Below are 12,862 nucleotides of genomic sequence, written 5' to 3' on the forward strand. Positions count from 1 at the left end.
AACCCGGAAAGACGTCACGGGAAGGGCAAACCGTTCGCGGGCAATCTAACAACCCTTGCGCCAAATTGCGACCACCCGCAGGGTGTCAGGGACGCGCCGCTGCCTGCAGCGCCTTTGCAGCCGCGGCGCCGGCCATCGAATCGGCCCCTGCGCTCGCCGCCGCCGTCCACGCGGTTTTCGCCAGCTCCATATTGCCCTGTGCCGCGGCGATATTGCCTGCCTCATACTGGACTTCGGCGCTGTCGGGGCTTTGCCCTGCCGCCGCCAGGATCGCTGCCTCGGCCGTTTTCAGGTCGCCCATGCGCCGCGCCAGCGTGGCCTTCAACAGCCAGCCATCGGCCACCTGGCCGTCGATCGCCGTCGCGCGATCGAGGTCGGCCGCGGCTTCCTTGTCGCGCTTGAGGTCAACGAGGGCTTCGGCGCGGGTGACGCGCAGCGCCGCTTCGACTCGCGGACTGATCGCGGTTCCGGCACCGTCGATCGCTTCACCCAGGAATTTGACGGCGGCTTCGGGTTGCCCGGCAAGCAGCGCCGCATCGGCGCCCTGGCTCAGCAGGACAACCGCCTGGCCGTCGCCGGCGCGCTGCGACGCCTGCGCCGCTGCTTCGAAACTGCGGAACGCCGCCGTGTAATCCTTGCGTTGAAACTGCGCCAGGGCGAGGCAGTGCACCGCCCCGGTGCCGCCGTTTTCGATCCGCCAGGCCTGCGCCGTTTCGATGGCGCGTTCCGGTGCCGATTTGGCGAGCGCCAGACAGGCATTGTAGCGGCTGCGATCACCGGCCATCGGCCCCGCCGTCACGCCTTCCGGCGGTGCAGCCATCAACATCAGTGTCAGCAGGATCACGCTGTCTCTCCGGTCATTTCGGCAACGGCGGCGATCAGCAGGGCGATGTCCTGCGGGCGCGACAACCGATGGTCGCCATCCTTGACCAAAGTGACCTTAACCCGGTCCGAACGCAGCCGCTCGGCGATATCGAGGCTCAACCGCCACGGCACCGCATCGTCGCGCTGGCCATGGAGCAGCGTCACCGGTGCATCGATGGCGATGGCACCGCCCAGCACGCGCTGCGTCGGTGCATCGGCGATCAACGCCCGGGAATAGCGATAGCCGTCGCCGTCATAGTCGCTAGGCCGGGCGAACCAGCCCTGCGCCGCCAGCGCCGCGCGGTCGGCGTCGGTCATGTCCAGCCCCCAGTCGGTGAAATCGGGCGCGGCCGCCACCCCGACCAGCCCCGCCAGCCGGTGCCGGAGCCTTTCGCCAAGCCGCAACGCCACCCATCCGCCCATCGACGACCCGACCAGCACCACCGGCAGGCCGGGCGCAACATGGTCGATGACCGCCGCCGCGTCACCCGTCCAGCGCCCGATCGACCCGTCGAGAAAGTCGCCGCCGCTGGCACCGCACCCCGAATAGTCGAGCCGCAGGGACGCCCGACCCGCCGCCGTCGCCCAGTCCGCCAGCGCCTGCGCCTTCGATCCCGTCATGTCGGACATATAGCCGGGCAGGAACACCAGCAGCGGCCCCGCCCCCGCGACATGCCGGAATGCCAGTTGCACACCCTGGTGGTCCATCATCTGCATCATCGTCATGGCCCAGCTGTTAGCGCATAACCCACTGCCATTGCACCCGCGTCCGATCGGCGTATCATCGCGTCACTGACCGTCGAGTCCCGCTGGCCTTCCCGAAGGAGCACGCAATGGACCTCACAATGTCACCACCGGATACCGCACCGGTGCGCAGCCTGACCACCGATGACCTGTCCTGGGCGCTTGCCGAAGGCTGGTCAGACTTCAAGGCCAAACGCGGCGACCTTATCCTGTTGCCGTTCATCTATCCGCTCGTCGGCGTGCTCGCCTCGGTATTTGCCTTCAACACCAACCTGATGCCGTTGATCTTCCCGCTCGCGGCCGGGTTCGCGCTCGTCGGGCCGATCGCAGCCGCCGGATTCTATGAAATCGCCCGCCGCCGCGAAGCCCGGCTCGACGCCAGCTGGTGGCATTTCCTCGATCCGCTGAAGGGTCGGTCGCGGCTACCGATCGCCATGCTGACCTTCATGCTGGCGGCGATCTTCCTCGCCTGGATGGGCGCGGCGCAGGCCATCTACAGCGCCACGCTCGGCACGCTTGCGCCTGCCGACACCACTGCCTTCCTGCGCGATCTGTTCGGCACGCCGCAGGGCCTGACGCTGATCGTCGTCGGCAACATGGTCGGTGCGCTGTTCGCCGTCGTGACCCTGGCGCTCAGTGCCTTCAGCTTCCCGATGGTCGTCGACAAATCGACCACCGGCGTCGACGCCAGCGCCGCCGTCGCCACCTCGGTGCGCGCCTTTCTGCGCAGCCCGGTCGTGATGATCGGCTGGGGCATTCGCGTCGGGGTCATCCTGCTTGCCGCGGCGGTGCCGCTGTTCGTCGGATTGATGATCGCCCTGCCGGTGCTTGGCTACGCCACCTGGCACCTCTATTCCCGCGCCGTGGAGCGCTGACGCGCGCGCCATCGCCGATTGACTTCGCGCCCTGCCTTGCCGCAGGTGGCGCCCGCGCCACTTCCGGCGCCACAGGCCCGTTTTCAATGTCCGATCTCATCCAGCTGACGCTTCCCGACGGTTCCGTGCGCGACCTGCCGCGCGGCACCACCGGCGCCGATGTGGCGGCCAGCATCGGCCCCGGCCTGTTGAAGGCGGCCCTCGCCGCCCGCGTCAACGACGAACTCGTCGACCTGTCGCGCCCCATTCTCGCCGATGCCCGGCTTTCACTGGTGACGGCAAAGGACGAGGCCGAAGCGCTCGAACTTGCCCGCCACGACTATGCCCATGTGCTCGCCGAAGCCGTCCAGCACCTGTTTCCGGGCACGCAGATCACTTTCGGACCGTCGACCGACGACGGCTTCTATTATGACTTTGCGCCGAAGGACCGGCCGTTCACCGAGGAAGACCTGCCCGGAATCGAGGCCGAAATGCGCGCCATCATCGCGCGCAATGAACCGCTGGTGCGCGAGGAATGGACCCGCGACGCGCTGATCGCCCACTTCAACGCCCATGGCGAAACCTTCAAGGCCGAATGGGCGGCGGAGCTTCCCGATGGCGAGGCGCTGACGATCTATCGCGCCGGCAACCAGCCCGATGCGTGGCTCGACATGTGCCGCGGCCCGCATCTGCCGTCGACGGGCAAGCTCGACCCCAACGGCTTCAAGCTGACGCGCGTGTCGGGCGCCTATTGGCGCGGCGACCAGAACAACGCGATGCTCAGCCGCATCTACGGCACCGGCTGGCTGAACAAAAAGCAGCTCGACGCGCATCTGCTGCGCATCGAGGAAGCCGCCAAGCGCGACCATCGCAAGATCGGCCAGGAGATGGACCTGTTCCACCTCCAGCCCGAGGCGCAGGGCAGTGTATTCTGGCACCCGCGCGGCTTCATCCTGTGGCGCCAGCTGGAGGCCTATATGCGCCGCCGGCTCGACGCCGCCGGCTATGACGAGGTCAAGACGCCGCAGTTGATGGATGCCCGCCAGTGGGAACAATCGGGCCATTGGGGCAAATATCGCGAGAACATGTTCGTCGTTCCCGACGAAATCCCCAACACCGACGACGATGCAGCGGTGTTCAGCGGCACCGCCGACCTGATGGCGCTGAAGCCGATGAACTGCCCGGCCCATGTGCTGATCTTCCGCCAGGGCATCAAATCCTACCGCGACCTGCCGATCCGCATGGCCGAATTCGGCTGCTGCCACCGCAACGAGCCGCACGGCGCCCTCCACGGCATCATGCGCGTCCGCCAGTTCACCCAGGACGATGCCCATATCTTCGTCCGCGAAGACCAGCTGATCGCCGAGGTGCAGGGGTTCTGCGAACTGCTCGACAGTGTCTACCGCGACCTCGGCTTCGACGATTACGCCGTCAAGCTGGCGCTGCGCCCCGACAAGCGCTTCGGCAGCGATGCGATGTGGGACCAGGCCGAGGACGAGCTGCGCCAGGCGGTGATGCTCTCAGGCCTCAGCCAGTCGATCAAGGACAGGTTCGAGGAACTGCCCGGCGAAGGCGCATTTTATGCCCCCAAGCTCGAATTCCACCTGACCGACGCCATTGGGCGGACGTGGCAGGTCGGCACCATCCAGTCCGACCGCGTCCTGCCCGACCGGCTCGACGCCAGCTATATCGCGGAGGACGGCAACCGCCACCGGCCGATCATGCTCCACCGCGCCATCCTCGGCACCTTCGAACGCTTCATCGGCATCCTCATCGAGCATCACGCCGGCCGCTTCCCGCTGTGGCTGACACCGGTACAGGCGGTGGTGGCGACGATCGTGTCCGATGCCGACGACTATGCCGGGACGGTGGCGGCGGCGCTGCAAAAGGCCGGCATTCGCACCGAAACCGACCTGCGCAACGAGAAGATCAATCTGAAGGTGCGGGAGCACAGCCTGTCCAAGGCCGGCTACATGCTCGTCCTTGGTCGCCGCGAGGCCGAGGAAGGCACCGTCGCGCTGCGCTCGCTCGCCGGCGGCGAACAGCGTGTCATGCGCCTCGACGAGGCGGTTGCGCTGCTTGTCGCCGAAGCCACGCCCCCCGATCTCAAGCGCCGGATGTCTTGATGCGCTCCATGCTTGTCCTGACCATCGCTGTCCTTGTGGCTGCCTGCGGCAGCAAGGCGCCTACCGAGACCAAGACCACTGCCGGGCCACCTGCGCTCAACCCGGCGCAGACCGCCTACAAGGCCGCCAACGATCGGATGCACCAGGCGATGGGCGCGATCCCGGCCGACCCCGACCGTGCCTTCCTGACCGGCATGATCCCCCACCACGAAGGTGCCATCGACATGGCACGGATCGAGCTGGAGCATGGCAAGGATCCGCGCGCGCGCGAACTGGCCAAGGCGATTATCGCCGCCCAGCGCGCCGAAATCGACCAGATGCAGGCCTGGCTGGCGGAAATGCCCGCCAGCGGCGCGCCTGCCACCGTCACCACGCCGGTCGACCATGACGCGATGGGCCACGCCATGCCGGACGCCAAATAGGCCGGGACTGCGCCTGGCCATGCATCGCCCCGCCGGTTCCGGGCGTTGCACACCCTGGACCAGGGCAGGAGCAATTGATGGCGACGAACCGCGAACGACTGGAAGCCGAAATGCAGGCAGCCGCCGCCGCCAACGACTTCGAACGCGCGGCCAAGCTGCGGGACGAATTGCGTGCCCTCGCCTTCGATCCGTCGGAAATCCATGCCCAGGTGCCCGGCGCCATGGGCATCGGCACCCAGCATCCGCGGCCGCTGCCGCCCGAAGGCTGGCAGCGCCCCAAGAAACCCGATCCGATGACTCGTGGCCGCCGAAAATGACGTTCTGACGACTGCGGCGGCGCGCAATTGACTTACCAACCCCCTATGTTATGGAACAGATGCGTTACGATCCCGGTCCAAGGGGGACCATCGGGATGTGTTGCATTTCAAGGTGATGTCACGATGGACTTCATGACGTTTCTTCTCGATGTCCTGATCATCTTTGTCTTCATCATGTGGTTCTGGTTGCTCATCACGGTGATGGGTGACCTGTTCCGGCGCCATGACGTCGGCGGCTTTGCCAAGGTCATCTGGGTCATCTTCCTGGTGTTGCTGCCATATCTCGGCGTCTTCGCCTATCTGCTGACGCAGGGTTCGGGCATGGCCAGGCGCAACATGGCGCAGGCCGAAAAGGCGCGCGACGAGCTGCGCTCGATCGTCGGCTTCAGCGCCGCTGACGAACTTGAAAAGCTGGACCGGTTGAAGGCGGCCGGAAGCATTTCGGCGGACGAACACGCCAGCCTGCGCGCGCGCCTCGTCGGCTGATCGCCGGCGCCGGGCGCACCTGCAATGGCAACGCGGCGATCGCTGCCGGCACGGCTGCTGCGCTGGGTTGCCGTGGCAGCGGCCGCGGTCCTGCTGCTCGTCATCGGCGGCACCTTCACCCACGCCTGGCTGATGGCGCCTGCCGCGCCGATCGCCGCCTGGCACACGCGCGTGCCGCCGGAGCTCGACGCGGCGGCGATCGACGCGACCGACTGGAAAGGCTATCTCGCCGCCGAGGATCGCGCCTTCGCCTTCGTGGACGCCGAGGTCACGCAACGTCTGCCGCCCGGCGACCGCTTGCCGATCAACCGCTATTTCCGCGGCAGTCCGATCTACCCGCCCCGCCTCGTCCGCAACTGGAACCGCTCGTTCGTGCTGGAACCCGCGGGTCCATCGGCGGGCGTTGTCGTTCTCCTCCACGGCCTGACCGACGCGCCATACAGCCTGCGCCACGTCGCCCTGCTTTACCAGGCGCGCGGCTGGACCGCGATCGGCATCCGCATGCCCGCCCATGGCACGGTGCCCGCCGCGCTGACCAAGGCGCGGTGGCAGGAGTGGACCGCGGCGACCCGTCTCGCCATGCGCGAAGCCCGGCGCCGCGCCGGCACCGCGCCCATCGACATCATTGGCTATTCGAACGGCGGCGCCTTGGCGATGCACCATGCGCTGGCGGCAGCCGCCGACCCCAGCGTGCCCCAGGCCCGGCGCATCGTGCTGCTGTCACCGATGATCGGCCTGACCGAATTCGCCCGCTTCGCCGGTGTCGCCGGCTGGCCGGCAGTGTTCCCGGCCTTTGCCAAGGCCGCTTGGCTCGACATCGTCCCTGAGTATAATCCGTTCAAATACAATAGTTTCCCGGTCAATGCCGCGCGCGAGTCCTTCGCCCTTACCGCTGCCCTCAGGGATACGATCGACAGCGCCATCGCCGATGGCAGCATTCGGCGCCTGCCGCCGGTGCTGACCTTCCAGTCGCTGGTCGACAGCACGGTCAGCACGCCTGCGGTGGTCCATGATCTCTACGATCATCTCCCCGCCAATGGCAGCGAGCTGGTGATCTTCGACATCAATCGCCATGCCGATTTCGGCCCGATGCTGCGCCCCGCCGTGGCCGGGCGGCTGGCGACGATGCTGCCGACCAAAGCTCGCCCTTATCGCGTCACCATCCTCACCAACGCTGCCCCCGATGTCGATGCCGTGGTGGAGCGCACCACGGCGGCCGGCGCCACCACAGCAGTGACTCGCCCGCTTGACCTGGCATTTCCCCCGCAGATCTATTCGCTGACCCATATCGCCCTGCCGTTCCCCGCCAGCGACGGCCTTTACGGGGCCGCGCCCGACCCCGGCGATGCCTTTGGCGTCCACCTCGGCACCCTGGCGGCCCGCGGCGAACGCGGCACCCTGTCGATCAGCCTCGACACCTTGCTGCGGCTGTCCTGGAATCCCTTCTTCCCCTATCTCGCCGATCGCGTTGCCCCCACAGCCGGCGCCGCATCGTGACGCGCAGCGCCTCGCCGGTCATCATCGCGCTGCTGCTCGTCGTCGCCGCGCTGTTCCTGACCCGGTCGGTCATGGAACCGGTCGCTTTTGCCCTGTTCATCGTCGCCCTGGCGGCGCCGTTCCAGACGCGGTTGCGGCGCGTCATGCCCGCCGGGCTGGCGCTGCTCGCCACCATCGTCGTCACCCTCGGCGTGCTCGGCCTGCTGGTGCTGGCGATCGTCTGGAGCATCGGCGAGATCGGCCACTGGGTCATCCTCAATGTCGGCCGCTTTCAGGCGAGCTACACGGCTTTGCGGATATGGCTGGAAACCCATGACATCTTCGTGCCGGGCATCTTCGCGCAGCGCTTCGAAATCGCCTGGATCACCGGGCCGCTGCGGGCGGGTGCGGCCAGCTTGCAGACGGTCATCGGCTTCATCATGCTGGCCTTCGTCTTCATCGTGCTGGGATTGAAGGAAACCGACCAGATTCCGGGCCGAATCACCCGGATCCAGGGTCCCGCTGCCAGTTGGGATGCGGTCGCCACCGGCCATCTCATCATCGCCAAGTTCCGTCGCTACATGGCCGTGCGGGCATTGGCGAGCGTGTTGACCGGCGCCGCGACGGCCGGGCTCGCGGCCTTTTTCGGCGTCGAACTGCCCCTCGCCTGGGGGGTAATGGCCTTCGCCTTCAACTTCCTGCCCTTCATCGGCCCGCTGATCGTCGTCGTGCTGATGACGATTTTTGCGGCGGCGCAGTTCGGCGCCTGGCAGGTGCCTGCGCTGGTGCTGGTCACCGTCACCGCGGCACAATTCGTCATCGGCAGCTATCTGGAACCCATCCTCGCCGGTGCGGCATTGTCGATGTCGCCGTTTGTCGTGCTGCTGGCGGTGTTCTTCTGGGGCTTGCTCTGGGGCATCCCCGGCGCCTTTCTGGGCGTCCCGATCGTCATCCTGCTGATCACCGTCTGCGACCAGCTGCCGGGCAGCCGATGGGTGGCGACGCTGCTATCGGGCAAAGCTGGCGCATGACCTGGGTGGCGCTCGCGCTGGCGCTTACCGCTGCTGCGCCGGCGAGCGACACGATCACCGTCACCGCCGATCGGCTTGCTCCCGAAGCGATCGAACCCGCGGCGCGCGCCTATGTCCGCAACGTCCTGCCAACGCCTGTCCATGGCCAATATGGCCGCTGGGCCGACCCGGTCTGTATCCGCGTCGCCGGCGTCGACGACGCCCTTGCCGCGCGCGTGACGCGCCGCATCAGCGCGGTCGCCACCGAAGCGGCGGTCAAACTCGCCAAGCCCGGCTGCAAGCCCAATCTCGAGATCGTCTTCACCGAAGATGCCGCCACTACCACCCGCGTCATCACCGCGCGCCAGCCGCGCCAGATCGCGCGCCTGGATGCGGACCAGCGGGCGACACTGCGCGGTGCAACGCTGCCGGTGCGCTGGTGGCATGGTTACGAACTGCGCGACCGCGACGGCCAGCGCGCCAGCGCCAATGGCAGCGCCGCGCTGATGTCGGCGCTTTCGGACGGCGGCGTTCCCCTCAGCAGTGCACTGCCCGTCGGCCCCGATGCAGTGATGACCGACAGTCGCAGCAGCAGCCTTATCGATACCAACACCGCGGTCTGGGTCACCAGCGGCGTCGTCGTCATCGATGTGACGCTGGCAACCGGCAAGCCACTCGACGCTGTCGCCGATTATGCGGCGCTCGCGGCGCTGGCGCCGATGCAACTGCCCCCGCCTGCCCCGGGCGTGCCAAGCATTCTGGCACTATTCAGCAACCCCGCACGCGCCACCGAAACGCTCAGCGGCTGGGACCGCGCCTGGCTGGCGGCACTTTACCGCATTCCGATGAACCGCAAGGGCGAGGGCCAGCGCGGCGAGATGGCGAAGCGGTTGGCCGACGCAATGACGGAGTGAACTTGCCAGTCTTGCGCCGTCGATGGCATGATCGCGAACGGGGAGAGACGCCATGATCCTGTCCATGTTGACCTTGCTCGCCGCCGCGGCGGCACCGTCCGACGACGTTACCGTCACTGCCGACAAATTGCCGCCGGAAGCGATTGCGCCCGCCGCACGCGCCTTTGTCGACAATATGCTGCCGGTGCCCGTGCAAGGCCAATATGCGCGCTGGCAGGCACCGATCTGCCCGAAGATCATCGGCGTGGAAGATGCCGTCGCGGCCCGCGTCACGCGCCGGATCGCAGCCGTTGCGCAGGAAGCCAGGATCGCCGTTGCGCCGAACGGCTGCACCCCCAATCTGATCGTGTGGTTCTCGCAGGACGCCCGCCGCGATGTCGCCGCGATCCTCGGCAAGAAGCCGCTAAGCGCCGAAGGCGTGAGCCCGGAGGATCGCAAGCGCCTGCTTGAAGCGCCGATGCCGGTGCGTTGGTGGCACGCAACCCAGGCAGGCAGCAGCGATGGCAGCGGCATGACCCGCACCGCCAGCGCCACTGCCGGTGCGCAGTTCGTCAATGCCGATGGTACCGGCACCGGCGTCGGCGGCCCGCAGACCGACTCGACCAACAGCTATTCTTCCAGCCTTATCGATACGCACCTCAGCATCGGCATCATCTATGCCGCTGCGGCAGTGGATATTCCCCTGACCACCGGCCATTCGCTCGATTCGGTGGCAAATTATGTTGCCATGGTGACGCTGGCGCCGACGCCGCTGACGGTGACTCCGCCCGCGGTACCGAGCATCCTGGCGCTGTTCACGTCGCCGCCGACCGAGACCGTAAAGCCGCTGACGGCGTGGGACAGCGCCTATCTCGACGCGCTGGCGCACATGGCCGGCAACCGCAAGGCCAACCGCCAGCGCGGCCAGTTGGTCAGCGCCGTGACCAAGGCGATGAAGCCCTAGCGTTCCTTTGATTCAAGTGGAGTCGGCTCCGGCAAACAAGACGACCCCTAGCCTGCCGCCACCAGTGCGCTGCGCCCGCGCTTGACCACCAGCTTGTTGAGCGCGTTCACATAGGCGCGGGCGCTCGCCACCAGCGTGTCGGTGTGGGCACCGGTGCCACGCGCGGTGCGGCCGTCCTCGGACAAGACCACGCTGACCTCCGCCTGCGCATCGGTGCCGGCGGTCACGGCATGGACCTGGTACAGTTGCAGCGTCGCGCCGTCGTGCGGCACCAGCTTGCGCACCGCGTTGAACAGCGCGTCGACCGGCCCGTTGCCGCGCACCGCCGCGGTTGCCTCCGCGCCGTCGATGTTCAGCGTCAGGATCGCCCGCTGCGGGCCGTTGCTGCCGCAATAGACTTCGACTTCGGTCACCTGGATGCGATCATGGCCGCGCAGCACCTGGTCATCGACCAGCGCGACGATATCCTCGTCGAACACCTGCTTCTTGGCGTCGGCGAGATCCTTGAAGCGCTTGAAGGCGTCACCGAACTCGTTGTCCGACAGGTCATAGCCCATTTCCGCCAACTTCTGCCGGAACGCCGCGCGGCCCGAATGCTTGCCGAGGACCAGATTCGTCGCGCCCATGCCGACGCTTTCCGGCGTCATGATCTCATAGGTGCTCGAATCCTTGAGCATGCCGTCCTGGTGGATACCGCTTTCATGCGCAAAGGCATTGGCGCCGACGATCGCCTTGTTGGCTTGCACCGCCATGCCGGTAATGCCGCTGACCAGCCGCGACGCCTTGGTGATTTCGGTGGAAACGATGCCGGTGCGCACCGGCAGCACATCGTGCCGGACCCGGATCGCCATCGCGATCTCCTCGATCGCGGCATTGCCGGCGCGCTCGCCGATGCCGTTGATCGTCGCCTCGCACTGGCGCGCGCCGGCCATGATCGCCGCCAGCGTATTGGCCACCGCCAGCCCCAGGTCGTTGTGGCAATGGGTGGAAAGGATCGCCTTGTCGGCGCCCGGCACCCGGTTGATGACGTCGCGGAACATGGCGCCATAGGTTTCCGGCGTCGCATAGCCGACCGTGTCGGGCAGGTTGATCGTCGTCGCACCCGCCTTGATGGCGATTTCGACGGCGCGGCACAGAAAGTCCGGGTCGCTGCGTGTCGCGTCCTCCGCCGACCATTCGACATCCTCGCACAGGTTGCGCGCCCGGCCGACTGACGCGGCGATGGCGTCGAGCACGTCTTCCGGCGTCTTGTTGAGCTTGGCGCGCATGTGCAGCGGCGACGTCGCGATGAACGTGTGGATGCGCGGCCGTCGCGCATGGCGCACCGCCGCCCAGGCGCGGTCGATATCGGGGAAAGCGGCCCGCGCCAGGCTGGCGACGATCGCCGTCTCGCACTGTTTGGCAACCGCGGTGGTCGCTTCGAAATCGCCTTCGCTGGCAATGGCGAAGCCGGCTTCAATGACGTCGACCCCCAGCGCCTCCAGTTGCGCCGCGACTTTCAGCTTTTCTTCGAGATTCATCGAACAGCCGGGCGATTGCTCGCCATCGCGCAAGGTCGTGTCGAAAATCATGATATGGTCGTTCATGGGATTGGCCTGCCTTCAATCGGGTTCCGGATTAAGCATCTCGAGCTTGGCGGAAGGTCCCTCAGGCGCGGTGGCTCAAGCCCGGTGGGCGAGCGGAAACGTCGCGCCTAAGGGCGCGTAAGTCGAAGCAGGGGCAGGCTGTTCCTGAACATGGCCGGATCATGCACATTTCGGGCGCGGCTGTCCAGCCGCGCCGCGCAACGGTCCGGAAATCGGGGCGGCGCGTTCCGTCACGCACCGCCCGCCAAGGTTCAGAAACGCATGCCGAGCCCCACACCGACGACGATCGGATTGATCTTGACGTCGACACTGTTGACCAGCGCTCCTGTCGTCAGCCGCGCGGTCGTGGTCATGTCGATATATTTGATGTCGAGATTGACGAACAACGTCTCCGTCAGGTCGAAATCGACCCCGGCCTGCGCGGCCCAGCCGAAGCTGTTTTTCAGGCTGAGGTCGGTGCGGCCGATTGCCGTGTCGAGCGCGTCCGACGTGCCGGCGCCATAGAAGATCGTGTAGTTGATCCCGGCGCCGAGATAGGGACGAACCTTGGCGGCCGGTGCAAGATGATATTGCAGCGTCAGCGTCGGCGGCAGCACCCAGGTGTGGCCGAGATCGGACAGTCCCGACAGGCTGCCGCGGCCGCTGAGGCCGTGCCGAGTGGTCGCGGCGATCAGTTCCAGCCCGAGATGATCAGTGGCCATATAGGTGAAATCGATTTCGGGCATGAAGCTGTTGCCGACTCCGACGCTGCCGCCGGGAAAAGTCGGCAGCACCGGCCCCGAACGTTCGTTGGGCACCACCGCGATCGCCCGCAGCCGCACCAGCACGTCGCCGGCCTTCGCCGTGGCCGGCGTCGCTGCCAGGGCAGCCAACAGGGTCGCCGCCGAAAGGCTGGCGATGCGCAGGCGTGGCGAAAGCGTCATGGGGAGGTCCTTGGTCATGTTCGTCATTATAGGTGGCGCCGGCATGGGCGCGTTTGCACCCAGGGACTTTGATCTGGCGCAAACCGCGCCCGCGCCGGGAACTTCGGCCGACGCGCGGCCTTTCATCGTATCGACTCTCGCCCTATCGTCGGTTCCGTGCGGTTCGACAGACCCGTTCGACAGACCCGTATGAAGGT

13 protein-coding genes are annotated in these 12,862 nt (G+C 66.9%); 9 read left to right on the forward strand and 4 right to left on the reverse strand.

Annotated features, from left to right (window positions below; translation table 11 throughout):
- Positions 1–85: 85 nt before the first annotated feature.
- Positions 86–844 (reverse strand): tetratricopeptide repeat protein, encoded by a 759-nt coding sequence (locus GGQ62_RS07805; RefSeq protein WP_152578387.1) that lies wholly within the window; start codon positions 842–844, stop codon positions 86–88.
- Positions 841–1,590: an alpha/beta hydrolase gene (locus GGQ62_RS07810; RefSeq protein WP_152578388.1), complete on the reverse strand. Its 750-nt coding sequence runs from the start codon at positions 1,588–1,590 to the stop codon at positions 841–843. Before GGQ62_RS07810 ends, GGQ62_RS07805 begins: the two co-directional genes overlap by 4 nt.
- A 107-nt stretch (positions 1,591–1,697) precedes the next feature.
- Here GGQ62_RS07810 and GGQ62_RS07815 point away from each other — a divergent pair, with 107 nt between their 5' ends.
- From GGQ62_RS07815 to GGQ62_RS07855, 9 genes are all read left to right on the forward strand, one after another.
- Complete coding sequence (locus GGQ62_RS07815; protein ID WP_152578389.1) at positions 1,698–2,483, forward strand: DUF2189 domain-containing protein; 786 nt, start codon at positions 1,698–1,700, stop codon at positions 2,481–2,483.
- A gap of 86 nt (positions 2,484–2,569) precedes the next feature.
- Positions 2,570–4,588, forward strand: coding sequence for a threonine--tRNA ligase (gene thrS, locus GGQ62_RS07820; protein ID WP_152578390.1), 2,019 nt, complete (start codon positions 2,570–2,572; stop codon positions 4,586–4,588).
- On the forward strand, positions 4,588–5,010 hold the full coding sequence (gene copM / locus GGQ62_RS07825; RefSeq protein WP_152578391.1) for a CopM family metallochaperone: 423 nt from the start codon (positions 4,588–4,590) through the stop codon (positions 5,008–5,010). The genes thrS and copM overlap by 1 nt, the downstream gene beginning before the upstream one ends.
- Before the next feature lie 77 nt (positions 5,011–5,087).
- Complete coding sequence (locus GGQ62_RS07830) at positions 5,088–5,327, forward strand: UvrB/UvrC motif-containing protein (RefSeq protein ID WP_152578392.1); 240 nt, start codon at positions 5,088–5,090, stop codon at positions 5,325–5,327.
- A gap of 132 nt (positions 5,328–5,459) precedes the next feature.
- The gene (locus tag GGQ62_RS07835) at positions 5,460–5,813 is read left to right on the forward strand and encodes an SHOCT domain-containing protein (RefSeq protein WP_207790566.1); all 354 of its coding nucleotides are present in this window, start codon (positions 5,460–5,462) and stop codon (positions 5,811–5,813) included.
- A gap of 24 nt (positions 5,814–5,837) precedes the next feature.
- On the forward strand, positions 5,838–7,310 hold the full coding sequence (locus GGQ62_RS07840; protein ID WP_152578394.1) for an alpha/beta hydrolase: 1,473 nt from the start codon (positions 5,838–5,840) through the stop codon (positions 7,308–7,310).
- Entirely contained in the window at positions 7,307–8,320 is a 1,014-nt protein-coding gene (locus GGQ62_RS07845; protein ID WP_167649527.1) for an AI-2E family transporter, read from the forward strand. Before GGQ62_RS07840 ends, GGQ62_RS07845 begins: the two co-directional genes overlap by 4 nt.
- Positions 8,317–9,213, forward strand: coding sequence for a hypothetical protein (locus GGQ62_RS07850; RefSeq protein ID WP_152578396.1), 897 nt, complete (start codon positions 8,317–8,319; stop codon positions 9,211–9,213). The genes GGQ62_RS07845 and GGQ62_RS07850 overlap by 4 nt, the downstream gene beginning before the upstream one ends.
- A 52-nt stretch (positions 9,214–9,265) precedes the next feature.
- A complete protein-coding gene (locus GGQ62_RS07855) occupies positions 9,266–10,156 on the forward strand; it encodes a hypothetical protein (RefSeq protein ID WP_152578397.1) in 891 nt (296 codons plus the stop codon).
- 47 nt (positions 10,157–10,203) lie between these two features.
- On the opposite strand, the gene GGQ62_RS07860 is transcribed toward GGQ62_RS07855, so the two are convergent.
- Together GGQ62_RS07860 and GGQ62_RS07865 are read right to left on the reverse strand one after the other, a co-directional pair.
- Positions 10,204–11,742, reverse strand: coding sequence for a 2-isopropylmalate synthase (locus GGQ62_RS07860; RefSeq protein WP_152578398.1), 1,539 nt, complete (start codon positions 11,740–11,742; stop codon positions 10,204–10,206).
- A gap of 251 nt (positions 11,743–11,993) precedes the next feature.
- The gene (locus GGQ62_RS07865; protein ID WP_152578399.1) at positions 11,994–12,665 is read right to left on the reverse strand and encodes an OmpW/AlkL family protein; all 672 of its coding nucleotides are present in this window, start codon (positions 12,663–12,665) and stop codon (positions 11,994–11,996) included.
- Between the last annotated feature and the right edge of the window lie 197 nt (positions 12,666–12,862).

The organism is Polymorphobacter fuscus (assembly GCF_011927825.1).
Classification (GTDB): domain Bacteria; phylum Pseudomonadota; class Alphaproteobacteria; order Sphingomonadales; family Sphingomonadaceae; genus Sandarakinorhabdus; species Sandarakinorhabdus fusca.

Excerpts from the sequence above, each read along its gene's own strand:
- GGQ62_RS07810 (WP_152578388.1), bottom strand. The coding sequence starts at position 1,590 with ATGACGATGATGCAGATGATGGACCACCAGGGTGTGCAACTGGCATTC.
- GGQ62_RS07815 (WP_152578389.1), top strand. The coding sequence starts at position 1,698 with ATGGACCTCACAATGTCACCACCGGATACCGCACCGGTGCGCAGCCTG.
- thrS (WP_152578390.1), top strand. The coding sequence starts at position 2,570 with ATGTCCGATCTCATCCAGCTGACGCTTCCCGACGGTTCCGTGCGCGAC.
- copM (WP_152578391.1), top strand. The coding sequence starts at position 4,588 with ATGCGCTCCATGCTTGTCCTGACCATCGCTGTCCTTGTGGCTGCCTGC.
- GGQ62_RS07830 (WP_152578392.1), top strand. The coding sequence starts at position 5,088 with ATGGCGACGAACCGCGAACGACTGGAAGCCGAAATGCAGGCAGCCGCC.
- GGQ62_RS07835 (WP_207790566.1), top strand. The coding sequence starts at position 5,460 with ATGACGTTTCTTCTCGATGTCCTGATCATCTTTGTCTTCATCATGTGG.
- GGQ62_RS07840 (WP_152578394.1), top strand. The coding sequence starts at position 5,838 with ATGGCAACGCGGCGATCGCTGCCGGCACGGCTGCTGCGCTGGGTTGCC.
- GGQ62_RS07850 (WP_152578396.1), top strand. The coding sequence starts at position 8,317 with ATGACCTGGGTGGCGCTCGCGCTGGCGCTTACCGCTGCTGCGCCGGCG.
- GGQ62_RS07855 (WP_152578397.1), top strand. The coding sequence starts at position 9,266 with ATGATCCTGTCCATGTTGACCTTGCTCGCCGCCGCGGCGGCACCGTCC.
- GGQ62_RS07860 (WP_152578398.1), bottom strand. The coding sequence starts at position 11,742 with ATGAACGACCATATCATGATTTTCGACACGACCTTGCGCGATGGCGAG.
- GGQ62_RS07865 (WP_152578399.1), bottom strand. The coding sequence starts at position 12,665 with ATGACGCTTTCGCCACGCCTGCGCATCGCCAGCCTTTCGGCGGCGACC.